Source organism: Streptomyces flavofungini (assembly GCF_014650815.1).
GTDB lineage: Bacteria > Actinomycetota > Actinomycetes > Streptomycetales > Streptomycetaceae > Streptomyces > Streptomyces flavofungini.
Genome location: NZ_BMVR01000003.1, coordinates 323,135 through 349,146, shown reverse-complemented (window position 1 = coordinate 349,146; position 26,012 = coordinate 323,135). Strand labels below are relative to the sequence as shown.

Sequence of the window (26,012 nt, the reverse complement as noted above, 5' to 3'; positions counted from 1 at the left end):
TCCGTTCACGACCGCCGGACCGCCCGCAGGATCACGAACTTGCGGTTGCTCGCGGCGACTTCGACGTTGCCGAACAGCCGCTTCAGGCGCACGTGGTAGCCGAGGTGCCGGTTGCCGACGACCCACAGTTCGCCGCCGGGGCGCAGCGCGGCACGGGCGCCGCGGAACATGCGCTGGGCGGTGGCGTCGGTGGTCGCCTGGTGGCTGTGGAAGGGCGGGTTGTTGAGGACCAGGTCCACGGACTCCGGCGGCATCGCGGTCAGCGCGTCCCCGGCCACGAAGTCGGCCTTGGCGGCGCTGTCCGGGGCGGTGTTGGCCGCGAAGGTGGCCTCGGCGGCGGCGACGGCCTGGTACGACTCGTCGACGAAGGTGAGTCGGGCGTCGGGGTTGGCGACGGCTGCGGCGGTGCCGAGGATGCCGTTGCCGCAGCCCAGGTCCACGATGTGCGCGTCGCCGTGGCTCTGCGGCAGGTGCTGGAGGAGGAAACGGGTGCCGATGTCGAGGCGTTCGGCGCAGAAGATGCCCGCGTGGTTGACGGCGGTGAGGCCCGCGCCCGCGCCGGAGTCACCCGGCAGGACGTACGACCGCGGCCAGGGGGCGGGCCCGGACCGGCGCGCGGGGTCCGGGGTGCTGAAGATCAGGCGGGCCTTCTGCCGGGCGAGGGACGTGCGTGTCGGGCCGACGATCCGCTCGAACAGCTCCAGCGTCGAGGTGTGGATCTCGGTGACCATGCCGGTGCCGACGACGAGGCTGCCCGCGTGCAGCGCCGGGGCGATCCGGTGCAGTTGGTCCTCCAGGAGCGCGAGGCTCTTCGGCACCCGCACCAGGAGCACGTCGACGCGCTCGGGCGGGGCGTCCCGCGTGGTCGACAGGCGGGCCCCGGCGGCCGGGTGACCGGCGCGCGCGAGGTTCGCGAGGGTGGCCTGCCGGGCGAGGTAGGAGTCGGTGATCTGCACGGGCCGGTGCGCGGCAAGGACGGTGGTGAGGGCGCCCCAGCGGTCCCCGACGACGGCGACCGTGCCGTCCAGGGCGACCGGCTCGCCGCCGCCGTCCGCCTCTTGTCCGCCCGCGAGGTGCCGCAGCAGATAGGCGTCGGCGGCGGACCAGGCCCGCAGGGTGTCGCGCGGGTCCTCGGGGAAGCGGGTGAGGTCGTACGCGCCCCATGACGTGCTCAAACGGTTCATCGTGCCCTCAGGCTAACGGAGCCCGCGCCCCGGTCAGCCCGCCAGGTGCAGCACGCCGAGAAGACCCGCCGCCACCACGGCCCCCGTGACGAGCACGTGCGCCCCCGGCGGCAGCCCGGCCGGAGGCCCCTCGGTGGTGTGCGCGGCCTCCGGGTCCAGGCGCTGCGCGCGGGCCGCCCACTCCGGGGGCGGCCGGTTCGGCAGGACGACGCGCCAGGGCTGGCGCGGGTCGTACTCGACGACGGCACGGCTGCGGTGCAGCAGGTCCTGTACGTCGAGGGGGTGCCGTACCTCGACGCGGAACGGGCGCCGCCCCTCCGGCACCACGGTCAGGTCGAAGGCGAACAGGCTGCCCGCGGCCTGCGGGTCGAGGACGAGCTGCCCGGTGTCCCGGTGGACGGCCCTTACGGAGTGCACCAGCGCGGGCGCGTACGCTCGCGGTCCGCCCGAGCGCAGCCCGGCGGCGACCCCGCCGCCCTGCCCGCGCTCGGCGACCGCGCCCAGACAGCTGAGCGCGACGGCGGTGGCGGTGAGGCCGACGACGAGCAGCCAGGTGGGGCCGTCGAGGACACCCTCGGCAAGGGCGCCGAGGGCGAAGCCCACGGCGACCGCGCCGAGCAGCACCTCCGGGGCGAGGAGCCGGCGTACGGAATGCCTCATGAGGAGCGCAGCCGCCGCCGTCGGGGCACCGCGACCCGGGTGCGGCGGGGGTCGGCGGGGCGGGTGCGGTCGTACACGGCGAGCACAGGCCGGTCCAGGGCGGCGCGGTCGACGACGACGGACACGGAGTGGCGGGCGCCCTGGGCGTCGTGGAAGACGACGGTGACCTCGCCGCGCCTGCCGCGCACCGGCCGCCAGCCCTGCAGCCGGGCCTCGGCGGTGGCGAAGTCGGCGCGCAGCCTGCGCAGGGCGGCGGTGCGGCGCAGGCTCACGGCGCCGCCCCACACGGCGACGAGGCCGCCCGCGGCGGCGACCGCCCACAGGAAGGTCAGCCAGCCCGACACGGTGTGCCGCCCGGCGGGTACGACGAGCATGAAGTCGGTGACGGTGCCGTACCCGACGCGCCCGTCGGACACCGCGTCGTACCAGCCCGCGGCGGCGCCGATCGCGCTCAGGGAGATCACCGCGCCGACCGTCGCGCGGTGCAGGAACCGCGCCGCGGCGAACCCGAGCAGCGCCGCCGACGCGATGCCGAGTTCCGGCGCCAGGGACGCGAACTGGTCGCTGCCGCAGCCCTCCTGGTCGCACGCCCACACGACGGTCGAGACGTCGTAGGTGCTGAGGTGCCACACGAGCCAGACCTGCCAGGCGAGCAGCGCGCAGGCGAGCCCGCGCAGCGTCAGGCCGTAGGTCTTCCGGCTCAACTCCCGCCCCTGTTCTGAGTGGTGTGCCGACGCGGAGGCCGCCGCGCCGACAATGTCCGTGCAGGTTACATGCTGTACTGGGCCGTCACCATGGTCCGGCCCGCGCGCGGCTCAGCCGTGGTCGAACCAGGTGGGCCCGTCCGCCACGGCCTGCTTGATGCGGAAGAGCCCGGTCTCGTGCAGGTCGGGCAGCGCGTCCAGCGGGAACCACGCGACCTCCAGGGACTCGTCGTCGTTCACGCGTGGCTCGCCGCCCACGGCCCGGCAGCGGATGGTGATGTCCATGAACCGGCAGACGTCGCCATTGGGGTACGTGACCTCCTTGAGCGCGTCCACTAGGACCACGCGCTCGGCGACGCAGCGCACCGCCGTCTCTTCGAAGACCTCGCGCACGGCGCACGCGGCGGGCTGCTCCCCCGGGTCCGGGATGCCGCCGATGACCGACCACTTGCCGTTGTCGGCGCGCCGCCCGAGCAGGACTCTGCCCGCGTCGTCGAAGACGATGGCGGTGACTCCGGGGAGCCACAGGAGCTGATGGCCCGCGTCGGCGCGCAGGGTGCGGATGAAGTCGGGAGTAGCCATGATCCGACCCTAACCGGCGGCTCCGGCGCGGCGGCGGGCGAGCACCCAGCCGACCCCGGCGGCGCCCACCAGCACCAGCACGATTTCCGGCCAGACTCCGGCGCGGGTGGCGGGTGTCAGCGAGGTGCGCCGGGGCACGTCGGCGACCAGCGACTCGGCGGTGAACATCCCGGTGCGCTGCGCGATCGACCCGTCGGGCCGGATCACGGCGCTGACGCCGCTGGTGACGGGGACCATCACGGCCCGGCCGTGCTCGACGGCCCGCACCCGGTCTATGGCCAGTTGCTGGTACGTCATCTGGCTGCGCTCGAACGTGGCGTTGTTGCTGGGCACGGAGAGGATCTCGGCGCCCTCGCGGACCTGGTCCCGGACCACGTCGTCGAAGGCGGCCTCGTAGCAGGTCACCGGGCCGATGCCGGTGCCGGACATGTCGAACACGGCGGGCTTCGTGCCGGGTTCGAAGATGCCGGCGCGGTCGACGTCGGAGCTGAAGACGCGGAAGAAGCCGCGGTAGGGCATGTACTCACCGAACGGCTGGAGGTGCCGCTTGTCGTAGGTGGCGCCCGGTCCTGTCTTCGGATCCCACAGGATCTGCCGGTTGCGGGGCTTGCCGTCCTCGGCCGTGACGACGGCGCCCACGGAGACGGGGGCCTTGATGGCCTTGGCGGCCTTGTCGATCACAGCGTAGGCGTCGGCGTTCGCGTACGGGTCGATGTCGGAGGAGTTCTCCGGCCACAGCACGAGGTCGGGCTGCTTGGCCTTGCCCGCCTTGACGGCGGCGGCGAGCCGCAGCGTCTCCTTCACGTGGTGGTCGAGGACGGCGCGGCGCTGGGCGTTGAAGTCCAGGCCCATGCGCGGCACGTTGCCCTGGATGACGGCGACGGTCGCGGTGCCGTGTTCGGCGCCGGTGGACACCAGCGGCAGGGCGGCGGCACCGGCGACGACGGGCGCGACCGTCAGCGCGGCGGACGCCACGAGCGCCCGGTCCCGCGCGCGGGGGTCGGCCTTGAGGCGGCGTACGACATCGCCGAGGCCGAAGCCGCAGAGCACCACCGCGAAGCCGAGCAGCGGGGTGCCGCCGAGAGAGGCCAGCGGCAGGAACAGGCCGCTGGGCTGGCTGAAGGCGACCTTGCCCCACGGGAAGCCCTCGAACGGGAAGCGCGCCCGGGCGGCCTCCCCCACCAGCCACACGCCCGCGGCCCACACCGGCCACGCGGGCAGCCGGGAGACGAAGGCGATGCCCAGGCCGGTCAGGCCCACGAACAGCGCCTCGGCGACGGCGAGCGCGAGCCACGGGAGCGGCCCCACGTCGACGCCCGTCCAGGAGAGCAGCGGCAGGAAGTAGCCGAGCCCCATGAGCAGGCCGAGCCCGAAGCCGGACTTCGCGCGCCGCCCGTGCAGCACGAAGCCGAGGACGGCGAACGCGAAGGGGGCGAGCCACCACAGTTCCCGGGGCGCGAAGCTCAAGTACAGGAGCACGCCGGAGAGCACCGCCGTCGCGGCCGGAATCAGCCTTCTGCGGATCCGCTCGGCGCGCGTTTCCGGGCCGGGCAGTGGTTCGGTCTGCGCGGACGCGTCGGTGGGAGCGGTGGTGGCGGTCACCCGGGGAGTGTACGGCGCGTCACCTGGCCACGGACACAGCGGTCGGGGGCGTCCGTACGGCTGCCGTGCCTGACCGTTCCACGCCTCCGCCGGATCGTTCCTGCGCAAGATCTCCACAACTGGTGCCCAGAGCCGCTAGCGTGTCCCGAAGCCCTGACGTGCGGCGAGATCAAGCCAGCGGTCGGGGCCCGTCACATATCGGGGGGCGGCGGGGTGGGGTCGATGAGGACATCCGCGACAGCCACGGCAGCCGCGACGGCTGCGGCGGCTGCGGCGGCCGGAACGGCCGGACGGACCGCGGACCGGCGCGGGGACGCGGACGTCAGCGGCATGGCGATCCTCGCCGTGTGCGCCGCCTGGGCGCTGATCACGACCGGTGTGCGCGGCGGCAGCCCGGACGGGGTGCTGCTGGCCGTCCTCGCGGTGGCGGCCGGGTACGCGGGCGGACGCGTCGCGGGGGCGCTGCTGCCGGTCGCCGCGCCCTGCGTCGGCGCGCTCGCCGGGGTCGGCCTCGCGGCGGCGGCCCCGCATGTCACGCCGGGTCCCGTCAGCTCCTCGCCGCTCGGGCCCATCGGCGCCACGGCGGCGCTGCTCGCCCTGGCGGCGGGCGCGGCCTGCTGCGCGGCCTGGTCGGCGCGCGGGGCGACGCTTCGGGTCGTGCTGCGGGTGTTCGCGGCGGGGATCGTCCTTGCGGCGGCGCTGCTCGGGTCGACGGCCGGGGTGATCGCGTGCGCGGGGATCGTGCTGTGCTCGCTGGCGGCGGCGCTGGTGCGCAGCCGGGGCCTTGGGCTCACCGGGTTCGCGGTCGCCGCGGCGGTGGTGACGGGGCTGGCCTGGGCCGTCGCGCGCGGGGCGCTGCCGGAGGGGCTGCGCACGTCCTTGGCGGGGCAGCTCGGGCCGTACCGGGTGCGGGTGTGGCACGACGCGGAGGGGCTCGCGGGCGCGCATCCGGCGTTGGGTGTGGGTCCTGGGCGGTTCGGGGACGCGGCGCCGGCGGCCGCCGAGGGCGTGCTCGTGGACGACAAGCCGCACTCGGCGCTGTTGCAGCAGGGGGCCGAGCAGGGGTTCGTGGGGGTGGCGCTGCTCGCGGCGGCCTTCTGCTGGCTGCTGTTCGCGCTGTGGCGCTCGCCGCGGCCCACGCAGGTGGTGCTTTCGGCGGGGGCGGCCCTGACGGCGCTCGCGGGAGTGGCGACGGTCGGCAACGCGCTCAGCGTGACGTCCGTGACGGTGGGCGCGGGGCTGCTCGCGGGCATCGCCACGGCCCGCCCGCTCAACGATGAGGCGGACGACGCGGGCCGGGTCAGACCGGCGTACTCCCGGAGAGGCCGAGGCGGTCACGGATGACGCGGACGGCCGTCTCGGCGTTGTCCACGGTCACCGTGAACTTGCGGCCGTCGCCGAGGCTGAGGACGACGCCCTCGCCGCGCCGGACGATGACGGCGGTGCCCTGCTCGGGCCGCCAGCGGTAGCCCCAGCCGCCCCAGTGCCGGGGCGTCACGGCCGGGGCGAAGTCGGCGCCGACGACGTGCGAGAGCGGGATGCGGCGGCGCGGCACGCCGATGTGCCCGCAGCGCACCTCCAGGGAGTCCTTGTCGACCTTCACGGCGACGTGCACGAAGGCGAGCGTGCCGAAGAGAATCAGCAGGCCGACGGCGATGCAGCCGACGATCGACATGACCAGCGGGAGGATGCCCGCGGGCCACAGGGTCTCGACGGCCAGGTCGATGCCCAGGGCGAGACAGGCGGCACCGGCGCAGGCCAGCAGCCACTGGCCGCGGTTGCGCGCGCGTCCGGTCCAGATCTCGGGGTGCTGCTCGGAGCTGGCCCGCTCGCTGGGGGCGTGGTCCGTCATGCCATCGAGAGTACTCATCTTCCGGGACGAAGGCACCGCGTCGCGGAAGGTCACTCGTCCGGTTGGACACGCGAGGCGCCCGCGCCACGGCGTGGTGGCCGGTGCGGGGCATGGGGTGCGCGCAGAGCGGGCGGCGCAGGGCTCCCGTCCGGGTCCACCAGCAGGCCCTAGGCCCTCGTACGTTCGGCCTCAGGCCTTGACGGACGGAGCGGACGCCGCGAGGAGCCGTCCCTCCGCGTACGTGAGGGCGGCGCTCGGGAGCGCGGCCTCGCGGCCGCCGAGGAGCACCGTGAGGGTGCCTTCGGCACGATCGGCGTCGTACGCGGCGTCCGTCGCCCCCTCCGGGTGGGCCGCGTCGCGCTCGCGGATCCGGCGCAGCGCCTGCGCGGCGACGGCTTCGGCCGAGCCGAGCAGGACGAGCGGCTTCGCTTCGGGCTGCTGCACGGCGGCGCGGATGCGCTCCGCGACCAGCTCGTAATGGGTGCAGCCCAAGACGACGGTCGTTACATCGGCCGGGGTGAGGGCGGCGGCGGCTGTGATCGCGCGCGTGATGGCTTCCTCGTCGGCCTCCTGCACCGCGTCGGCGAGGCCGGGGCAGGGCACCTCGGTGACGACGACGCCCGCGGCGAACTCTTCGATGAGGCCGCGCTGGTAGGGGCTGCCGGTGGTGGCGGGCGTGGCCCAGATCGCGACGGGGCCGCCGGTGGCCACCGCGGGCTTGATCGCCGGGACGGTGCCGATGACGGGCAGCTCGGGCTCGAGCCGGGCCCGCAGCGCGGGCAGGGCGTGCACGGAGGCGGTGTTGCAGGCCACGATCAGGGCGTCCGGGCGGTGCGCCGCCGCGGCCTCGGCGGTGGCGAGGGCCAGCTCCATGAGGTGCTCGGACGTGCCCCATGGCATCGTGTCCGGGTCGGAGGAGAGGATGAGGTCGGCGCCGGGGTGCAGGCGTCGTACCGCCGCGGCCGCGGCGAGCAGTCCGATACCGGAGTCCATCAGCGCGATCTTCACCCGGTCACCTTAGACGATGAGCGGGACAAGCCCGGCAGGGTGGGGCAGACTGCGGCGGATGAGCGCTGTTGTGTGGATCGCCGCCGCCTCGCTCGCCGCGTGGCTGTGGCTGCTGGTCGGACAGGGTTTCTTCTGGCGCACCGGGCACCGGCTGCCACTGCGCCGGGAACCGAAGCGCTGGCCGTCGGTGGCGGTGGTCGTCCCCGCGCGGGACGAGGCCGAGGTCCTGCCGACCAGCCTGCCGTCGCTGCTCACGCAGGACTATCCGGGGCACGCCGAGGTGTTCCTCGTGGACGACGGCAGCAGCGACGGCACGGGCGAGCTGGCCCGGGCGCTCGCGGAGCGGCACGGCGGCCTGCCGCTGACCGTCACCTCGCCGGGCGAGCCGCCCGCGGGCTGGACCGGCAAGCTCTGGGCGGTACGGCACGGCATGAGCCTGGCACGCGCGCGTGAGCCCGAGTTCCTGCTGCTCACCGACGCGGACATCGCCCACAGGCCGGACAGTCTGCGGGAGTTGGTGGCCGCGGCCACGTCGGGCGGCTACGACCTCGTCTCGCTGATGGCGCGGCTTCGGGTGGTGAGCCTGTGGGAGCGGCTCGTCGTCCCCGCGTTCGTCTACTTCTTCGCGCAGCTGTATCCGTTCCGCTGGATCGCGCGGAAGGGCGGACGGACCGCGGCGGCGGCCGGTGGCTGCGTACTGCTGCGCGCGGACGCGGCCGAGCGGGCCCGGGTCCCCGACGTGATCCGGCACGCCGTCATCGACGACGTGGCACTCGCGCGGGCGGTCAAGCGGGCGGGCGGTCACATCTGGCTGGGGCTCGCCGACCGCGTCGACAGCGTGCGGCCGTATCCGCGGCTCGCGGACCTGTGGCGGATGGTGGCGCGCAGCGCGTACGCCCAGTTGCGGCACAACCCGGCGCTGCTCGTCGGGACGGTGGCCGGTCTTGCCGTGGTGTATCTGGCGCCGCCGGTGGCCCTGTTCGCGGGTCTCGTGACGAGCCGCGCGGGCGCCGTGGTGTGCGGTGGCCTCGCGTGGCTCGTGATGACCGTGACGTACCTGCCGATGCTGCGCTACTACCGTCAGCCCCGGTGGCTGGCGCTCACGCTGCCCGCCACCGCGTTCCTGTACCTCCTGATGACCGTGGACTCCGCGGTGCAGCACTACCGGGGGCGCGGCGCGGCCTGGAAGGGCCGCACGTACGCGCGCCCCGACACGACGGCACCGGAGGAGTCCCGCCCGTAGGGCACCCGAGGCGCGACTGCCTGCGGGTGCCCTACGGGGCGACGATCAGGTCACGCAGGACGCTGAGATCACGTCCCGCCGGAAGCAGCAGAAGCACCGGAAGCAGGGGTCACTTCCGGCCGGGGGTCCAGTTCATGCCCCACCCGTAGGCGTAGTCGATGGTCCGCTGCGGGCTCACGCCGCGCTCGGGCACGAGATAGCGGGCCTCGCGCTGGACGGTCAGGTCGCCGTTGTTGTTGGTGATGAGCGCGAGCGCGCACACCGTCGACGGCACCGTGCACTCGTCGAGGGAGAACTCGATGGGCGCGCCGTGCTGCGGGGTCAGTGTGACCGTCGCGTTCAGGTCGGCGAAGCTACGCGCGCCTTCGTAGATGGTCACGAAGATGACCAGGCGCTTCAGTTCCCGGGAGTGGTCGAGGTTGACCGTCAGGTTCTCGCCGGTCGACACGGCTCCGGTGCGGTCGTCGCCGTCGAGGAGGATGTACGGCGGCTGGTGGAGCGCGCCGAAGGCGTTGCCGAGCGCCTGGACGACGCCCTTGCGGCCGTCGGAGAGCTCGAACAGCGCGCACAGGTCGAGGTCGAGGTCCGCGTGCATGGCGACGGCCCGGCCGAGCTTGCTGGCCCAGCCCTTGAACTGCTTGCGCACCTCCCAGTTGAGGTTGACGCGCAGCGCGCCGGACGTGCCGCCCTGCTTGGTCAGCGAGACCGACGGTGCCTCCTTGGTCAGCGTGACCTTGGTGAGGCGGACCGGCTGGGCGGGCGCGGCGGGGGGCGGCGGGGAGGCGGGGGCGGGCGCGGCGACGGGGGGCGCGGGGGCGGTGACCGGCGGCGCGGGGGCCGGGGTGGGCGCGGGGGCGGCGGCGGGGGCGGCCTGCTGGGGCTCGTCGACCGTGATGCCGTAGTCCGTGGCCAGGCCTTCGAGGCCGCTGCCGTATCCCTGGCCGACGGCGCGGAACTTCCACGCGCCCTGACGGCGGTACAGCTCGCCGAGCACGAACGCCGTCTCGACGGTGGCGTCCGCGCTGTCGTACCGCGCGATCTCCGCACCGCTGGCGGCGTCGACCACGCGGACGTGCAGGCCCGGGACCTTGCCGAACGAGCCGCCGTCCGAGGACGCGGCGATCACCACCGTCTCCACGGCGGGCTCCACGCGCGCGAGGTCGACGACCAGCGAGTCGGTCACGCCGCCGCCCGCGGACTGCTTGCCGTCGTGGCGCACCGCACCGGAGGCGTGCGTCGCCTGGTTGTAGAAGACGAAGTCCGCGTCCGAGCGCACCTTCCCGGAGGCGTCGAGCAACAGCGCGGAGGCGTCGGCGTCCGGCACCCCCGGCCCGGATCCCCATCCCAATTCGACCCGCACCGCGGGTGCCGGCACGGGAACATTCGAACCTTTGGCCATTGACATGTCTGCCCCCATCACAAGTTGCCGGGTCGTCCGGGCCGCCGTTGCGTTCCTGCCCAACCTATTACCTGGCATTCGAAGTGACGTACACGCGGTCCCCGCAACGCCGCCGGACAGCCGCCGGTCGACCATGGGTAACCCCTGAGGAACGCGCTATTTACACGATCCCTACGCTGTGGCGCGACCGATTTTCCCAAGTTCGCTCGCATTGGGGATCCACAGCCCCTGGCGACACGTAAAACAACCCTCTTATCGGTCTCCCCAACCAGCACATCAAGGGCTTAACTTATGGAGCATGACCTCCCCCCGCTCCACCTATGGCGGCGGTTACTACTCCGCGCCGTCCTTCCCGGACACCCCGATCTACGACTCACTCGTCGCCGAGCGGGGCACTCCTCAGATCGCTCCGATCCGGGTCCCCTCCGCGTACGACACGGGCAGCCACCTCCCCGCCCTGCCGGCAGCGCTGCCCGCCCTGCCGTCCGGCCCCTCGGGCTACCACCCGGCGGCCGCCATGGCCCAGGCACCCATGCCCGCCGCCGCGCACCCGAACCCGGCGTACGGCTACGCGCCCGCCCCGCAGCCCGCACCGCTGCAACAGGCCCCGGCGCCGTACATCCCGCAGCAGGCCGGCGCCCCGCGCGGCTATCCGGGCCCGCAGCAGCAGCGCCCGATGGGCGGCACGGGGTACGAGGCGATGCGTCCCGCGGCGCCCCGCCCGGCCCCGGCGCCGCACGAGGATCCGTACAACCGGCAGCACCGGGGCTACTGATCGGCGGCGGCCGTCGCTGTCAGTGACCGCTGGCAGCATGGCCGCAGGCCGATGTCCGCGGTCCACTCGATCCACATCCACCCGCAGAAGGCGGCCGGGGGGCACGCTCCGCGTGAGGCCGTCGTGGAGCTCTGGGGCTCGCGGGTGACCGGAGACGGGTGTTGATCGACAGCGCGGGCCGGGCCGTGACCCAACGGCCCCCACCGTGCCTGGCGTTGGTCGCCGTCGAGCCGCTGGCCGACGGCGGCACAGGCGTGTCCGCACCCCGCCGTGTCCGCACCCGGCATGGAGCCGCTCGCCGTCGGCGTACCGGAGCCCGGGAGGGCTCGTCGCACAGGGCGACCACCCGGACGAGGGCCCGCTGCCCACGAACCGGTTCCGGCCGAATGCCGTCGTGGCGGGCATGCCGCCGTGGGTGGCGGACGCCTGGGCGCGCCGCGCCGTCGGCGCCGTGGAGTTCCGCGCGGCCAGGCCGTGCGCGCGGTGCGTCGTCACCACCACCGACCAGCGCACCGCCGGGCGCGGCAGGAGCCGTTGCGCACCCTCGTCCGCCATCGCCGCTGCGGTGACCAGCTGCTCTTCGGTGTCAACCTGATCCCGGAAGCGACCGGAACCATTCGAATCGGTGACCGGCTGACGATCCTCGAATGAACGCCGTCCGGCCGGGGAACTCGACGTCGGGAGAAGGACGTTGAAGCCGATGGAGGCTTCGGTGAAGCCCGGCTGCCCCGCCCGCGGCATGCGGGACAAGGGCACCGGCGGGGTGAGGACGTGCGAGGTCCCGCAGGGTGATGTCGCTCTCTCTTCCCGCCTTCCGGGCGTGCGCCGTGCCGTTCGCGGCTATCACGGACGCGGAAGGGGGTGCAGGACTGTGCGAGCGATCTCCGGACTCTGGCGCTGGCGCCGCAATCCGCTGCGCCGCGGCACCGACCTCGCCGAGGCCTGGCTGGCACTCGCCGCCCTCGTGCTGATCGTGGTCGCGGCCCCCGTCGTCGGCGCGGTCGCCGGAGTGCTCACGCATGACGCGCTGCTGCGTTCGGTCCAGGCCCAGCGCGAGGCCCGGCACAGCGTCGTCGCCACCGTGCTGCAGAAGCTCGACCAGCCCCCGCTCGACCCCGACCCCGAGACGTCATCGGCGCGCGACGCCCACCGTCGGGTGCTCGCGAGCTGGACCGGACCGGACGGCTCGGGGCAGGCGGGCACGGTCGCCTCCGACCTCAAGTCCCCGCACCCGGGCGACCGGTTCCGCGTCTGGACCGACGGTCACGGCCGCATCGTCGGCCGCCCCCTGGACACCGCCACGGCGACGACCCACGCCGCCCTGGCCGGCCTCGGCGCCGCCCTCGCCTGCGCCGGCCTCATCGAGGGCGGCAGGCGCGTTCTCGTCTGGCGCGCCGTCCGCCGCCGCTACGCCCGCTGGGACCAGGCGTGGGACAAGGCCGGGCCGGACTGGGGGCGGGCGGGAACGGGTGCCTGAGCGGGCGCGCGCGGACGCCGGGGGGCGCGGGCACAGCCTCTTGGGCAGGCGAGCGCGGACGCTGGAGCAAGCAGGCGCGGAACCGCTCGCGCAGGCGGACACGGGCACGTGAGCCGCCGGGCACGGCAAACGCTCGCACACGCGAACCCACGCTCCCCAGCCGACGATCGCCCGTGCTTGAGCAGGTGAGACCGTTGTCACCGGCCCGGCCATCAGGTCAACTCCCCCTCCCTCCGCGCGCTACGGTGGACCGGGCGAACTCTTCGGTCTCCTTGCGCGCGGGCGCGAGGTCCCGCGAACTTCGAGGTGGGGGCAGAGCAACTCCATGGCACAGGGCACGGTCCAGGTGACGCACACCGGTACGTCGCGGTGGCGGCGCCGCACAGGCGAGTACGCATCGCTGGCGGCCGCCCTGGAGGCCGCGAGCGACGGGGACGTCCTGACGGTGGCCCCGGGGACGTACCGCGAGAACCTCGTCGTCCAGCGCGCCGTGACGCTGCGCGGCCCCGAGGGCTCCCCCGGTTCCGTGCGCATCGCGCCGGTGGACGGGGTGCCGCTGACGGTGCGGGCGTCCGCGCTCGTGCAGGACCTCCATGTGGAGGGCCAGGACTCGGCCGCGCCCGCGCTGCTCATCGAGGACGGCGCCCCCGAGTTGACGGACGTGCGGGTGATGACGCGCTCCGCCGCCGGCATCGAGGTGCGCGGCGGCGCCCGCCCGACGCTGCGCCGCTGCACGGTCGACAACCCGGGCGGCATCGGCATCGGCGTGCTCGACGGCGGGGGCGGGGTGTTCGAGGAGTGCGAGGTCGTCGCCGCGGGCCAGTCGGGCGTCGCGGTGCGCGGCGGCGGGCATCCGCGCCTGGAGCGCTGCCGGGTGCACCACGCCTCGGGCGCCGGACTCTCCGTCACCGGTGAGGGCAGCGGCCTGGAGGCCGTCGGCTGCGAGGTGTACGAGATCAAGGGCTCGGGCGTGCAGATCACCGCGCGGGCCACGGCGCACCTGACGGACTGCGACGTGCACCGCACGACGTCCGACGGCGTCACCCTCGACACCGACGCCGTCCTCACCCTCGCCGACTGCCGCATCCACGACATCCCGGAGAACGCGGTCGACCTGCGCTCCCGCTCGGTCCTGACGCTGACGCGCACCACCGTCCGCGAGTTCGGCCGCAACGGCCTCTCCGTGTGGGACCCGGGCACCCGCGTCGACGCCAACCAGTGCGAGATCCACGACAGTACGGGCGACTATCCGGCCGTGTGGGTCAGCGACGGCGCGACGGCCGTCCTGGAGTCGTGCCGGGTGCACGACGTGCCGGACGCGCTGTTCGTCCTCGACCGCGGCTCGCGCGTGGACGTCGTCGACAGCGATCTGACCCAGGTCCGCAACACGGCGGTGTCGGTGAGCGACGGCGCGACGGCGCAACTGGACGACGTGCGCATCCGCGAGGCCGCGACCGGCGCCTGGTTCCGCGACCACGGCAGCGGCGGCGTCCTCGCGGGCTGTACGGTCGACGGCACCCAGACGGGCGTGATCGTCACCAAGGGCGCCGACCCCACGATCGAGCGGTGCACGGTCACCTCCCCCGCCGAGGCGGGCTTCTACGTCTCCGCGGGCGGCCGCGGCAGCCTGGACCGCTGCAAGGTCATCGGCAGCGGCGGCTACGGCTTCCACATCATCGACGGCTGTCGTACGACGCTGCGCAGGTGCCGTACGGAGCGGTGCGCGCGGGGAGGTTACGAGTTCGCGGAGGACGGGCCGCTCGTCGAGGACTGCACCAGCGACGAGAGCGCGAGCATCCGGCCCGCCGCGCCGGAGCCGGTCACGCTGACGGCCACCCAGTCCCCGGGGCTGCTCGGCGCGGTGCCCGCCCGCCGCGAGCCGGAGGAGACCGCCCCGGCCGTCCCCGCGCAGGAGTCCCGCTCGTCGAAGGACGTGCTCGGTGAACTGGACACGCTGGTCGGCCTGGAGAGCGTCAAGCGCGAGGTGCGGGCCCTCACCGACATGATCGAGGTGGGGCGGCGGCGCCAGGAGGCCGGCCTCAAGGCCGCCTCCGTACGCCGCCATCTGGTGTTCACGGGCTCCCCCGGCACCGGCAAGACGACCGTCGCCCGGCTCTACGGCGAGATCCTCGCCTCGCTCGGCGTCCTGGAGCGCGGCCATCTCGTCGAGGTGTCCCGCGTGGACCTGGTGGGCGAGCACATCGGCTCGACGGCGATCCGCACCCAGGAGGCCTTCGAACGGGCCCGTGGCGGCGTCCTGTTCATCGACGAGGCGTACGCGCTGTCCCCCGAGGACTCCGGGCGGGACTTCGGCCGCGAGGCCATCGACACGCTCGTGAAGCTGATGGAGGACCAGCGCGACGCGGTGGTGGTCATCGTCGCGGGCTACACGGCGGAGATGAGCCGCTTCCTGTCCGTCAACCCCGGTGTGGCGTCCCGCTTCTCGCGCACCATCACCTTCGGCGACTACGCCCCGGAGGAGTTGCTGCGCATCGTCGAGCAGCAGACCGAGGAGCACGAGTACACGCTGGCCCCGGGCGCGGGGGAAGCGCTGCTCAAGTACTTCACGGCGATCCCGAAGGGCCCGGCGTTCGGCAACGGCCGCACGGCGCGCCAGACGTTCGAGGCGATGGTGGAGCGGCACGCGGGCCGGGTCGCCCAGCTCGGCGAACCGAGCACGGACGACCTCACCCTGCTGTACTCGGACGACCTGCCGGACCTTCCGGACTTTCCGTAGCGTCGGGGGTCCTTGCGGCTTCGGACGCCCCCGGGGCCGCGTCCGCCCCCGGGGCTGCGTCCGTCCCCGGGGCTGCGTCCGTCCCCGAGGCTGCGGACGTCCCCGCGGCCGCGGGCACCGCCCCGCCCTCCGGCCGAGGCCCCGGCACCGCGGGCCGGAGCCGCGCCAGCAACCGTCCCCGCTCCTCCGCGAACGCCGGGTCCGCCTGGTAGTCACCGTGCCCGAGGATCGGCGCGGGCAGCGGGTGCGCCTCGGTGCGGCCGTACGCCAGCGGGTCCTTCAGCGGCTCCCGGTCGACCTGCGGACCGCAGTCGCCGTGGAGGCGGACGGGGCCGCCGATGGGGTCGGTGGGCCGGTGCAGGTTGCGCCAGCAGTCGACCTCGCGGTGCAGGGAGCTGAGGGCGGCCGGGCCGAAGTGCGCGGGGAACCAGCGTCCGTAGAGGCGCTCCAGCGGTGAGCCGTACGTGAGGAGCGCGACGCGTTTGCGTACGGAGGGCAGCAGCTGCCAGGCCGCGGCCGCCGCGAGCACACTGCCCTGCGAGTGGCCGGAGAGGACCAGGCGGCCACCGGTGGCACGCGTCCAGGTGTGCATGCGCCAGGTCAGGTCGGGCACCGCGCGCTCCGCGTAGCAGGGCGGCGCGAAGGGGTGGGCCGCGCGCGGCCAGAACGTGCCGACGTCCCACAGGATGCCGATGGTGCGGCGGGCGGAGGGGTCACGGTACGCGCGGCGGCCCCAGGTGACGAACAGTATGAAGCCGAGTCCGATCAGCCAGGAGCCCAGGGCCTGCGCGGTCTCGGCGGTGCCCTCGATGAAGGCGGGCGCGCTCTGCGCCGCCTCGCCCGGCACCTTGCCGGTGGCCCAGGCGCCGACGAGGGCCGCCGCGCCGAGCAGCAGCGTCGCGGCCGAGGCCACGCCGACGATCTGCGGCACCCGGTCGGTGAGGGCGGCGCCCGCGCGGGTGCTCGCGATGCGGCGCGTACGGGCCGTGTCCGGGCGCTCGTCCGGATAGTCGCGCGGCACCTGGGCCAGCTCGCGGCGCAGCCGCTGGGCGGTGCGCACCGCGAGCCAGCCGCACAGCGCGGCGACGACCACGAGGAGCGGCGGGATGACGGACGCCTGCCAGGTGAGGAGCGCGGGCGGGCCGTCGATCGAGCCGCCCGCGCCGGGCGACCCGGACCCGTCGAGCCAGTCGGCGACGCGCTGCGAGCCGCCGCCCGACATCACCCCGCCGAGGGCGCAGGCCAGCATGGCGACGGCGGGTCCGCCGAGGCCGCGGATGGCGGTGCGGGCGTCCGGGGACGTGCGGTGGATGTGGCCGGCCGCCACGGCGAGGGCGAGCACCAGGGCGCCCTGGACGAGGGTGATGCCGCCGAACGTCGTGTTGCCGGGGAGCCGGCCGGTCGAGGTCCAGCCGGGGCGGGACCACCCGGCGTACAGGACGGCGAGGACGAGCAGCGCGAGGGCGGCGAGGGGCAGTCGGCGCACCAGGGTGCGGTCCAGGCGCCGGTCGAGGCGGTTCTCGCTGCGGCCCCGGCGGCACACCACCCATACGACGACGGCGCCGGCCACGACGAGCGCCGAGTCCAGCGCCCAGCCGAGGACGTCGAGGAGGGCGGGCCCGCCGGGCCTGCGGTCGTACCGGGCGGCCGAGGTGCCGACGGCGGCAGCGACCGTGAGGAGGCCCGCGGCCGTGTGGGCGGCGCGCAGCCGGGCGACGAGCCTGCGGCCGTACCAGAAGCCGGGCTTGCCGAGCGCGTTGCGGCTGGTCTCCTCCGGGTCCGGCTGGTGCGGCAGCGGCTGCTGGGACTCGTACGCGCTCCAGGTGCGGTGGGACAGGTACCAGAGGAGGCCGGTGAGCGCGGCGGGAAGCAGCGCGGCGAGCGCGAGGCGGCGGCCGGGCTGCGACCACCAGCCGCCGCCCCCGGCGGACTCCGGCGCGAGGAAACCGAGCCAGGAGTGGTCGTCGACGCAGGCGCGGGTGCCCGCACACTGCCAGGCGGTCAGGTCGATGGCGATCTCGCAGGCGGCGGCGATCAGGAGCACGGTGAGGGTGAGGGCGACCAGGCGCACCAGGAGGCCGTACGTCCGCACGGCGCGTTTGGCGCGGCGGGCCGTGGGCCGCATCCAGTGGGCGAGGTTGACGACCATGAACGGCAGGAGCAGCAGCCACAGGGCGCGGGAGCCGTTGCCCGAGGTCAGGTTGGACCAGACGTAGGCCTCCGGGACCGGGTGGTCGCGGTAGTCCGCGGGGCGGGACTCGGCGTCCACGTCGTCGGCGCGGCGGTGGACGGCCGCGGTGCCGTCGCCCAGGACGCGGACGGTGCGGGGGTCGCCGAGCATCTCCGCGGGCGTGGTGCCGCCGACGCCGTGGACGAGGAGTTCCAGGGCGATCGGCTCGGCCTCTTCGCTGTGTGCCGGGCGCGCCGTGTGTTCTGGGTGTTCTGGGTGTGCCGGTGCCTGCTTCTGGGCGGTCCGGGCCGCCGTGGCGCGCTCCACTGTTCCGCTCCCCCGAGTCGTGCGCTGTCATGGGCCGGGTACGGGCCATGCAAGCCGTGCAGGGACACAAGGATCGCCGGTTCCGGCCCCGCACGCAGCCACCCTCACGTAATCTCCCCCTTCGGCAGGTCCCCCTTCCGGATGGCGGGGCCGCCCGGTCGGTGGTACCCGCAACGACGGCTCGTGCGAGGATGAGGCGACCCGGTGACGGGCTTGACTAGGCGAAAGGGCCGGACCTGACGTGAGTGAGAATCAGAACCTCCTCGCGGAGCAGCGTCGCGCCCTGATCCTCGACGAGGTGCGCCGCCGCGGCGGTGTCCGCGTCAATGAACTCACCAGAAAACTGGGTGTGTCGGACATGACCGTCCGGCGCGATCTGGACGCGCTCGCCCGCCTCGGCGTCCTGGAGAAGGTGCACGGCGGCGCCGTGCCGGTGGCCGAGGCCAGCACGCACGAGCCGGGCTTCGAGGCGAAGTCGGGCCTGGAGCTGAGCGCCAAGGAGGACATCGCCCGGACCGCGGCGACGCTGGTGGCGCCGGGCACGGCCATCGCGCTCTCCGGCGGCACGACGACGTACGCGCTCGCCCATCAACTGCTCGACGTCCCGGACCTGACGGTCGTGACGAACTCGGTGCGGGTGGCGGACGTCTTCCACTCCGCGCAGCGCAGCTCCGGGCAGCGCCAGGGCGCGGCCACGGTGGTGCTCACGGGCGGGGTGCGCACGCCGTCGGACTCGCTGGTCGGGCCGGTCGCCGACCAGGCGATCGCGGCGCTCCACTTCGACGTGCTGTTCCTCGGCGTGCACGGCATATCGGCGGAGGCCGGTCTGTCCACGCCCAACCTCGCGGAGGCGGAGACGAACCGGCGCCTGGTGCGGTCCGCGCGCCGGGTGGTCGTGGTCGCGGACCACACCAAGTGGGGCACGGTGGGCCTGAGTTCGTTCGCCACGCTCGAACAGGTGGACACGCTGGTGACGGACGCGGGGCTGCCCGCGCGGGCCCGCGCGGAGATCTCCGAGCAGCTGCGGCGGCTCCTGGTCGCGGGCGCGCCCGAAGACAGCGCAGACAGCGCAGACACCACAGCCGCCACCGACGCCCCGGACACCTCCGGCACCGCGACCGCCGGGAACTCCGCAGACTTCTGACGGGCCCCCGGCTATGGTGGGCGGGCCCGGTCAACCGCCTCGTCCCGCCTGGGGGTCGCGTTCATGCCTCGCCGACTGCGGCCCGAGGGCCTGGAGTTCCTCAAGACCGCTCCCGTACGGCTGGTGTTCACACACGACGTCGCGGCCCCGCCCGAGGCGGTGTACGAGGTCCTTGAGGACGTCCGCCGACTGCCCGCGTGGCACAGCTCGGTCGTGTACGCGCGGCCCTTCGACGACGACACCGGCCGCCTGGTGCGCATCCAGGGCCGCTTCTGGTTCCGCGAGACCTTCCTCGCCAGGGAGGCGCCCACGCGGTACGCCTACCGCGTCGACCTGACCAACTTCCCCGGCCTGCGCGCCCTGGTGGAGGAGTGGCGGCTCACCCCGCTGGAGCCCGCCGACGGCCGGGGCCCGGGCACCCGCGTGCAGTGGACGTACGCCGCGGACGCCGTGCCCCTGACGCGGTTCCTCATGAAGCGCGGCGGCCGCCGGGGCTTCGGCAAGTCCTTCCACGACGCGGTCGCGACCCTGGACCGGCACCTCTCCGGCGCGACCGGCGCCTGAGCCGACCCCGGCCGCTCCGCCGCCCCGTCGCCCCGGCCCCGCGGCACTAGTGGGCCTGCGCGGGCCACTCCCCCGTGGCGAGCAGCCCCTCTATCGTCCGCTCGTACGGCGTGATGTCGAGCCCCTGCTCCGCCAGCCACGCGTCCGAGTAGTACTTGTCCAAGTAGCGGTCGCCCGGGTCGCAGATGAGGGTGACGACGCTGCCGGTGCGGCCCGCGGCCACCATCTCCGCGGTGATGCGGAGGGCGCTCCACAGGCCCGTGCCGGTCGAGCCGCCCGCCTTGCGGCCGATGGCCCGGTCCAGGGCGCGCACGGCGGCGACGCTCGCGGCGTCGGGGACCCTCATCATGCGGTCGATGGCGCCGGGCACGAAGCTCGGCTCCATGCGCGGCCTGCCGATGCCCTCGATGCGCGAGCCGCAGTCGCTGGCGGCGTCCGGGTCGTTCTTCGTCCAGCCGTCGAAGAAGCAGGAGTTCTCCGGGTCGGCGACGCAGATCCGGGTGTCGTGCTGCATGTAGTGGACGTAGCGCGCGATGGTCGCGGAGGTGCCGCCGGTGCCGGCCGTGGCGACGATCCAGGCGGGCTCCGGGTGCCGCTCAAGACGCAGTTGCTGGAACATCGACTCGGCGATGTTGTTGTTGCCGCGCCAGTCGGTGGCCCGTTCCGCGTAGGTGAACTGGTCCATGTAGTGGCCGCCGGTCTCGACGGCGAGCCGGGCGGACTCCGCGTACATGGTGCGCGAGTCGTCCACGAAGTGGCACCGGCCGCCGTGGAATTCGATGAGGCGGCACTTCTCGGCGCTCGTCGTGCGCGGCATCACCGCGATGAAGGGGACCCCGATGAGTTTCGCGAAGTACGCCTCGGAGACGGCTGTCGAGCCACTGGAGGCCTCGATCACGGGGCGGCCTGGACGGATCCAGCCATTGCACAGGCCGTACAGAAACAGTGAGCGGGCGAGCCGGTGCTTGAGGCTGCCGGTCGGATGCGTCGACTCGTCCTTCAGATACAGGTCGATGCCCCAGTGCTCGGGCAGTGGGAAGCGCAGGAGGTGGGTGTCCGCGGAGCGGTTGGCGTCGGCCTGGACCTTGCGCACGGCCTCTTTCAGCCAGGTGCGGTATTCCTCGTCGCTGCGGTCCACGTCGAGCGTGGCCATCGGCTCGTCGGCCGGATCGTGCTGGATGGTGCTCACCACGGGCTCCTTAGGCCTCGTGCCGGAACGGGATCGATCCGGCCGGACACCTCGATGATAAACACCCACAACACGGCCCTCACCTGCATAAACACACCTTTCGCCCCCTCAAAGGTGGCCCTTGCCCACCGGGTGGCCCCCTCTGCGCGCCCCGGCGGTCACGCACCGAAGTGGCATGTGCGACGTGGCCGGGCACACTGGTCCTCGACGCCGTGCGCGTGCACACTGCACCGCACGGAACAGGGGTAGGTTCCCAGCAGGTGCCGTACGACGGGCGTACGGCACCGTGCGCGACCAGACCTAGGGCGCGTCGACACCAGGCGCACGAGGGGGCGGAGCCTCATGGCGGAGCCGGAGTTCAGGGCCACGGGCGTACGGATCGGGCGGCGGCTGCGGTCGCTGACCCATGCGGGCCAGGTCCGGATCAGCGACGGCAGGCTGGAGTTGCTCACCAGTTACGGCACGGAGATCGACAGTGCGCCGCTGCGTGCGGTGCGCACGGCCAAGCCATGGTTCGTCCCACAGGACAAGGCGCTCGCCGAGGTGAACGGCACCCGCTATCTGCTGACGCTCGGGGATCACGATCCGGTGCCCGGGGAGGCCGGTCCACCCACGGTACGGACCTTCCTCGAAGCGGTACGTCTCGCTACCGGCGGGCGCCGGGACTGAGGGGCGCGACCGGGGCGCGAGTTGCACGCCCCCACCCCCTGGGTCACGCTGGTGTCACATCACTCTGGGTTTACCGGTGATAACGCTGCGAACCAGCCCGCCGGTCACCACAGCAGGCGGCGGCGCGAGCGGCCCCTGCTGGATCCGAACGCCGTCTTCTTCCGGACCTCAATTCGGGGAGTCGCACCGTGATCAGCCAGCCAAGCAGGCATTGCACGGTAGAGCTCCAAGCCCTGCCGTCGCGGATCGGCCAGGTCCGCAGAATCGTCTCTGCGCAGTTGCGCTACTGGCATCTCGACCCCTTGATAGACCAGGCCGCGCTCGGCGTGACCGAGTTGTTGGCCAACGTCCACCGGCACGCCGAACCGGACAAGACCTGCACGGTGGAGATCGAGCTGCTGCTCGAACGCCTGATGGTCTCCGTCCACGACCACGATCCGAGGCTTCCCGTGGTGCGCGACGCCGACCCGTTCGAAACCTGCGGGCGCGGGCTCGCGATGGTCGCGGCGGTCAGCGAGAGCTGGGGCGCGCAGCCGCAGGGCGACGCGGGCAAGGTCGTCTGGTTCACGCTCTGCGCGCCCACCGCCACCGCACCACTGCCGGCATACCCCGTGTACGACGCCGCGTGCGCCGAACCGTTCACCGTGGCTCCCGCTGTCGGCGCCCATGCTCCCGCCCGGTCCGCCGTTGCCGGCTGACCGGGCGGTGACGTCACCTCCGCGTGCCGTGTCGTACGCGTTGGCGTAGCCCTTCTCGTACAAGGCCGCCTACGGCCGCGCGCGTACGCGAACTCGTGCGCCGCCGTGGCCGCGGCACCGCTCGCCCCGTGCGTCACTCCGCGGCGATGGCCCGCAGGACGTCGAGGCGGGCGGCGCGCCGGGCCGGACGCAGCCCCGCGAGGGCTCCGGCCGCCAGGCCCACCAGGGCGGCCACGGCGAGTTGCGTCGGCGGCAGCGCGAACGCGAAGGCGCTGTCGGACGCGCCGTCGGACGCCTTGACCAGGACCCAGCCGAGGAAGCCGCCGAGTGCCAGGCCGCCCGCCGTGCCGAACGCGGCGACCAGGACGGACTCCCAGCGGACCATGGCCCGCAGTTGGCCGCGGGTCTGGCCGACGGCGCGCAGCAGGCCCAGCTCGCGGGTGCGTTCGTGCACGGCGAGGGTGAGCGTGTTGGCGATGCCGAGCAGGGCGATGAGGACGGCGAGGGCGAGCAGCGCGTAGACGAGGGTCAGCATCATGTCGATGCCGCCCGCCGCGGACTGCGCGTACTCGTCGCGGGTCTGGACCTCCGGGTTGCCGTACTCCTTCGCCACGGCGGACACCGCGGCCTCGCCGTCCTTCGCGCTCACGCCGTCCTTGAAGGTCACCGACACCAGCGTGTCGGAGTCCTGGGCGCGGTGCGGGGCCCAGGCGGCACGGGTGATGACGTAGTCGCCCGCCAGCTCGGACCGGCCGTAGACGGCGCGGACCGTGAAGGTGTCCTTCTTGCCGTCGGTGAAGGCGAGTTCGGCCCGGTCGCCGACCTTGAGGTGCTGCTTGTCGGCCTCCGCGCGGGTGAGCGCGATGCCGTCGGTGCCGAGGCGACGCAGCGATCCGTCGACCTTGCCGAGGTCGAAGGACTTGGCGAGCGCGATCGGGTCGGTGACGGTCAACGCCCGTCCGTCGCCGTTGACTTCGGCCACTCCCCTGCCGAGGCCGACGGCCGTGGCGACCTCCGGGCGCTTCGCGACGGCGGGGGCGAGCCGGGGGCTGAGCCCGCTGCCGCCCGCGCCGAACGACGGGGTGCTGACCGCGATGTCGCCCGCGAAGGAACGCGACACCGTCTGGTCCATGGTGGCCTTCAGCGAGGCGCCGAAGACGGTGAACAGGCAGACGACGGCGACGCCGATCATCAGGGCGCTCGCGGTGGCCGCGGTCCGCCTGGGGCTGCGCAGGGCGTTGCGGCGGGCCAGCGAGCCGGTGACGCCGCGCAGCCGGTCGAGCGGCCCGCCGAGGATCCGTACCGCCCGCGAGGACGCGACGGGCCCGAGGACCACGAACGCGGCGAGGGCGAGGACCGCGCCGCCGCCCGCCAGCCAGATGGACGGCGAGGCGAGCACTCCGACCAGGGTGAGGGCGACGGCGGTGAGGCCGAGGACGGTGCCGACGACCGCGCGGGTGCGGGACGCGCCGGACTGGTCGACCGCCGTCTCGCGCAGGGCCGCCAGCGGTGCGGTGCGGCCGGCGCGGACGGCGGGCAGCAGCGCGGAGGCCACGCACACGGCGATGCCGACCGCGAGGGGCAGCAGCATCGACGTACCGCTGATCACCAAGTCGCCCTCGGGGAAGGGGAATCCGATGGCCGGAAACAGCGCCTGGAGCCCGGCGGCGATGCCGATGCCGCCCGCGAGGCCCGCGGCGGACGCCACCACGGCGACGACGCCCGCCTCGGTCAGCGTCGACGCGGTGACCTGGCGGCGGGAGGCGCCGAGGGCGCGCAGGAGCGCGTTCTCGCGGGTGCGCTGGGCCACGACGATCGCGAAGGTGTTGTGGATGGAGAAGGTGGCCACGAGCAGCGCGATGCCGGAGAAGACCAGCAGGAACGTGGTGAACAGGGTCAGGAACTGACCGGAGATCATGTCGGAGTTCTCGTCCGCCGCCTCCTGCCCGGTGATGGCCTCGACTCCCTTCGGCAGTACGGGAGTCAGCGCGTCGACGAGTTCCTGCTGTCCGGTGCCGGGTCCGGCGCGCACCTGCACGGTCGCGGCCTCGCCGGGCTTCGGCATCAGGTACTTCTCGGCGTCGGCCTGCGTCATGCCCGTGAACGTCGTCTGCGCCATGCCGTCCTCGCCGCCGAACGTGGCGAGGCCCACGATCGTGACCTTGACGGGGTCGGGGGTGCGCAGCGTCGTGGTGTCGCCGACCTTCAGGCCGCCGCTGTCGGCGGCGCCCCGGTTGACGACCACCTCGCCGCTCCTGGCGGGGGCGCGGCCCTCGGCCAGGCGGTAGGCGTTCAGCTCCGGGTCGGTGATCCAGTTCCCGGCGAGGGTGGGCGGGCCCTGACCGCCGACGGGGTCGCCGTCCTTGCCGACGAGCTGCCCCGCGCCCTGGATGCTGGGCACGGCGGCGGCGACGCCCGGGACCTTCTCGACGCGGTCGACCAGGGACGTGTCGACGGCCTGGCGGACGCCCTGGCTCTCGCCGGGGGTGGTGATGGTGTTGGCGCTGCGGACGACCGCGTCGGTGCCGCGGGTGGCGTTGCCGAACATCGTGTCGAAGCTGGCGCGCAGGGTGTCGCCCATGACGAGCGTGCCCGCCAGGAAGGCGACACCGAGCAGCACCGCGAAGAACGTACCGGCGAAGCGGCGCTTGTGGCCGCGCAGCGAGGTGAGGCTGATCCGCAGGGCGGCGGCCGTGGAGCCGGTGGGACGGCCGCGCCCCGCGGGGATCGGCGAGCCGGTGGCACTCATGAGCGCGCTCCTTCGGGCACGGTTGCGGACCTCGTGTCGAACGCCTTGAGTCGGTCGAGGACCTTGTCGGCCGTGGGCGCCTCCATCCGGTCCACGAGACGGCCGTCGGCGAGGAAGACGACCTCGTCGGCGTGGGCGGCGGCCACCGGGTCGTGGGTGACCATGACGACGGTGCGGCCCATCTCGCGCACCGCCCGGCCGAGCAGCCCGAGGACCTCCTCGCCGGAGCGCGAGTCCAGGTTGCCGGTGGGCTCGTCGGCGAAGACGACGTCGGGGCGGCCCGCGAACGCCCGGGCCACGGCGACGCGTTGCTGCTGGCCGCCGGAGAGTTCGGCGGGCCGGTGGCGCAGCCGGTCGCGCAGGCCGACGACGTCGATGAGGGCGTCCGTCCACTCCAGGCTCTCCTGGTCGAAGCGCCGCCCCGCCAGGTCCATGGGCAGCCGGATGTTCTCCGCCACGGTCAGCGTCGGCACCAGGTTGAAGGCCTGGAAGACGAAGCCGACGCGGTCGCGGCGCAGCACGGTCAGGCGCCGGTCGTCGAGCGGGCCGAGCTCGGTGTCGCCGATGTACGCGGAACCGGCGGTCAGCGTGTCCAGACCGGCCGCGCAGTGCATCAGCGTGGACTTGCCCGAGCCCGACGGGCCCATGATCGCGGTGAAGCGCCCGGCGGGGAAGCCGACGCTCACGCCGTCGAGCGCGGTCACCGCGGTGTCGGAGGAGGAGCCGTAGACCTTCACGGCCGCCTCGACCCGGGCGGCGTCCGGGGCCGCGGGGCGCTGCCGGGAGGTGGCGGTGCTCATGCCCTGCCTCCCTTGGCGGTGCGGCCGAACTCCTCGTTGAGGACGCTCAGTCGGCGCCAGTACTCGTCCTCGTCGATCTCACCGGCGGCGAAGCGGTGGTCGAGCACGGCGATCGGCGACTTGTCGTCGCTCCCGCCGGGCCGCCAGGGTCCGCGCCGGCCGCGCCAGACGGTGCGGCGCAGGAAGGTCACGACGCCGATGACGACGGCCGCCCAGATCAACGGGAAGAACAGGATCCACGGGCCGGGTCCGCCCTCGAATGCCAGGGTCTGCATGGTGTCCATCTCCTCGGGAAGCGCGGGTACCAGCCGCGTGACCTGGGCTTCTCGCCCTCGGTGCGCACTGGTTCCGATCGCTTTCGAGACTCCTCTCCAGGGGGCCTGAAGTCGTCGTACGGCCAGCGGCAGTGCGTGTACCTCCCGGGGAGTACGTGGCGTGGCGCCGCCTGCTTCCCCCGTACGGAACGGGGGTGCCGGACC

General features: G+C 74.0%; 22 protein-coding genes and 1 pseudogene. 10 read left to right on the top strand and 13 right to left on the bottom strand.

Features of this window, described 5'->3' with window-relative positions:
* Positions 1-5: 5 nt before the first annotated feature.
* The 5 genes from IE274_RS08810 to lnt form a co-directional block, all read right to left on the bottom strand.
* The gene (locus IE274_RS08810) at positions 6-1,184 is read right to left on the bottom strand and encodes a methyltransferase (RefSeq protein ID WP_190115052.1); all 1,179 of its coding nucleotides are present in this window, start codon (positions 1,182-1,184) and stop codon (positions 6-8) included.
* Between the two features lie 33 nt (positions 1,185-1,217).
* Positions 1,218-1,844, bottom strand: a complete 627-nt coding sequence (locus IE274_RS08805; protein WP_190115051.1) for a hypothetical protein — start codon at positions 1,842-1,844, stop codon at positions 1,218-1,220.
* Complete coding sequence (locus IE274_RS08800) at positions 1,841-2,548, bottom strand: hypothetical protein (protein ID WP_190115050.1); 708 nt, start codon at positions 2,546-2,548, stop codon at positions 1,841-1,843. Before IE274_RS08800 ends, IE274_RS08805 begins: the two co-directional genes overlap by 4 nt.
* Before the next feature lie 111 nt (positions 2,549-2,659).
* Complete coding sequence (locus IE274_RS08795) at positions 2,660-3,130, bottom strand: NUDIX hydrolase (protein ID WP_190115049.1); 471 nt, start codon at positions 3,128-3,130, stop codon at positions 2,660-2,662.
* Positions 3,131-3,139: 9 nt separating this feature from the next.
* Entirely contained in the window at positions 3,140-4,732 is a 1,593-nt protein-coding gene (gene lnt, locus IE274_RS08790) for an apolipoprotein N-acyltransferase (protein ID WP_190115048.1), read from the bottom strand.
* Positions 4,733-4,954: 222 nt separating this feature from the next.
* On the opposite strand from lnt, the gene IE274_RS08785 reads away from it, so the two are divergent.
* On the top strand, positions 4,955-6,076 hold the full coding sequence (locus IE274_RS08785; RefSeq protein ID WP_190115047.1) for an O-antigen ligase family protein: 1,122 nt from the start codon (positions 4,955-4,957) through the stop codon (positions 6,074-6,076).
* Here IE274_RS08785 and IE274_RS08780 read toward each other — a convergent pair.
* Complete coding sequence (locus IE274_RS08780; RefSeq protein ID WP_190115046.1) at positions 6,033-6,584, bottom strand: hypothetical protein; 552 nt, start codon at positions 6,582-6,584, stop codon at positions 6,033-6,035. The two genes, IE274_RS08785 and IE274_RS08780, sit on opposite strands and share 44 nt — an antisense overlap.
* Positions 6,585-6,773: 189 nt before the next feature.
* Positions 6,774-7,592 (bottom strand): glutamate racemase, encoded by an 819-nt coding sequence (locus IE274_RS08775; protein ID WP_190115045.1) that lies wholly within the window; start codon positions 7,590-7,592, stop codon positions 6,774-6,776.
* A gap of 58 nt (positions 7,593-7,650) precedes the next feature.
* On the opposite strand from IE274_RS08775, the gene IE274_RS08770 reads away from it, so the two are divergent.
* Entirely contained in the window at positions 7,651-8,835 is a 1,185-nt protein-coding gene (locus IE274_RS08770) for a glycosyltransferase (protein WP_190115044.1), read from the top strand.
* Between the two features lie 109 nt (positions 8,836-8,944).
* Here the strand turns inward: IE274_RS08770 and IE274_RS08765 are convergent, their stop codons facing one another.
* Complete coding sequence (locus IE274_RS08765; protein WP_190115043.1) at positions 8,945-10,252, bottom strand: TerD family protein; 1,308 nt, start codon at positions 10,250-10,252, stop codon at positions 8,945-8,947.
* Positions 10,253-10,532: 280 nt separating this feature from the next.
* On the opposite strand from IE274_RS08765, the gene IE274_RS08760 reads away from it, so the two are divergent.
* The 4 genes and pseudogenes from IE274_RS08760 (at position 10,533) to IE274_RS08745 (ending at position 15,223) form a co-directional block, all read left to right on the top strand.
* Entirely contained in the window at positions 10,533-11,009 is a 477-nt protein-coding gene (locus tag IE274_RS08760; RefSeq protein ID WP_190115042.1) for a DUF6643 family protein, read from the top strand.
* 51 nt (positions 11,010-11,060) lie between these two features.
* A pseudogene (locus IE274_RS08755) lies at positions 11,061-11,660 on the top strand (MOSC domain-containing protein).
* Positions 11,661-11,880: 220 nt separating this feature from the next.
* Positions 11,881-12,486 carry an Rv1733c family protein gene (locus IE274_RS08750; RefSeq protein WP_190115041.1) on the top strand — a complete coding sequence of 202 codons (606 nt, stop codon included), beginning with the start codon at positions 11,881-11,883 and terminating at the stop codon, positions 12,484-12,486.
* Positions 12,487-12,811: 325 nt separating this feature from the next.
* Positions 12,812-15,223 (top strand): right-handed parallel beta-helix repeat-containing protein, encoded by a 2,412-nt coding sequence (locus IE274_RS08745; protein WP_190115040.1) that lies wholly within the window; start codon positions 12,812-12,814, stop codon positions 15,221-15,223.
* Here the strand turns inward: IE274_RS08745 and IE274_RS08740 are convergent.
* Positions 15,174-17,564 (bottom strand): hypothetical protein, encoded by a 2,391-nt coding sequence (locus IE274_RS08740; protein ID WP_229909431.1) that lies wholly within the window; start codon positions 17,562-17,564, stop codon positions 15,174-15,176. The two genes, IE274_RS08745 and IE274_RS08740, sit on opposite strands and share 50 nt — an antisense overlap.
* A gap of 397 nt (positions 17,565-17,961) precedes the next feature.
* On the opposite strand from IE274_RS08740, the gene IE274_RS08735 reads away from it, so the two are divergent.
* Complete coding sequence (locus IE274_RS08735; RefSeq protein WP_229909383.1) at positions 17,962-18,864, top strand: DeoR/GlpR family DNA-binding transcription regulator; 903 nt, start codon at positions 17,962-17,964, stop codon at positions 18,862-18,864.
* A gap of 63 nt (positions 18,865-18,927) precedes the next feature.
* Complete coding sequence (locus IE274_RS08730) at positions 18,928-19,428, top strand: SRPBCC family protein (RefSeq protein WP_190115039.1); 501 nt, start codon at positions 18,928-18,930, stop codon at positions 19,426-19,428.
* Between the two features lie 46 nt (positions 19,429-19,474).
* On the opposite strand, the gene cds1 is transcribed toward IE274_RS08730, so the two are convergent.
* Entirely contained in the window at positions 19,475-20,581 is a 1,107-nt protein-coding gene (gene cds1, locus IE274_RS08725) for an L-cysteine desulfhydrase Cds1 (protein WP_190115351.1), read from the bottom strand.
* A 378-nt stretch (positions 20,582-20,959) separates the two neighbouring features.
* On the opposite strand from cds1, the gene IE274_RS08720 reads away from it, so the two are divergent.
* Together IE274_RS08720 and IE274_RS08715 are read left to right on the top strand one after the other, a co-directional pair.
* Entirely contained in the window at positions 20,960-21,286 is a 327-nt protein-coding gene (locus IE274_RS08720; RefSeq protein WP_190115038.1) for a hypothetical protein, read from the top strand.
* A 188-nt stretch (positions 21,287-21,474) separates the two neighbouring features.
* The gene (locus tag IE274_RS08715; protein WP_190115037.1) at positions 21,475-21,984 is read left to right on the top strand and encodes an ATP-binding protein; all 510 of its coding nucleotides are present in this window, start codon (positions 21,475-21,477) and stop codon (positions 21,982-21,984) included.
* A 133-nt stretch (positions 21,985-22,117) separates the two neighbouring features.
* Here the strand turns inward: IE274_RS08715 and IE274_RS08710 are convergent, their stop codons facing one another.
* The 3 genes from IE274_RS08710 to IE274_RS08700 are packed head-to-tail and all read right to left on the bottom strand — an operon-like array spanning position 22,118 to position 25,808.
* Positions 22,118-24,733 (bottom strand): ABC transporter permease, encoded by a 2,616-nt coding sequence (locus IE274_RS08710; RefSeq protein ID WP_190115036.1) that lies wholly within the window; start codon positions 24,731-24,733, stop codon positions 22,118-22,120.
* Positions 24,730-25,533: an ABC transporter ATP-binding protein gene (locus IE274_RS08705; RefSeq protein WP_190115035.1), complete on the bottom strand. Its 804-nt coding sequence runs from the start codon at positions 25,531-25,533 to the stop codon at positions 24,730-24,732. The genes IE274_RS08710 and IE274_RS08705 overlap by 4 nt, the downstream gene beginning before the upstream one ends.
* Entirely contained in the window at positions 25,530-25,808 is a 279-nt protein-coding gene (locus IE274_RS08700; protein ID WP_190115034.1) for an SHOCT domain-containing protein, read from the bottom strand. Before IE274_RS08700 ends, IE274_RS08705 begins: the two co-directional genes overlap by 4 nt.
* Positions 25,809-26,012 lie beyond the last annotated feature (204 nt).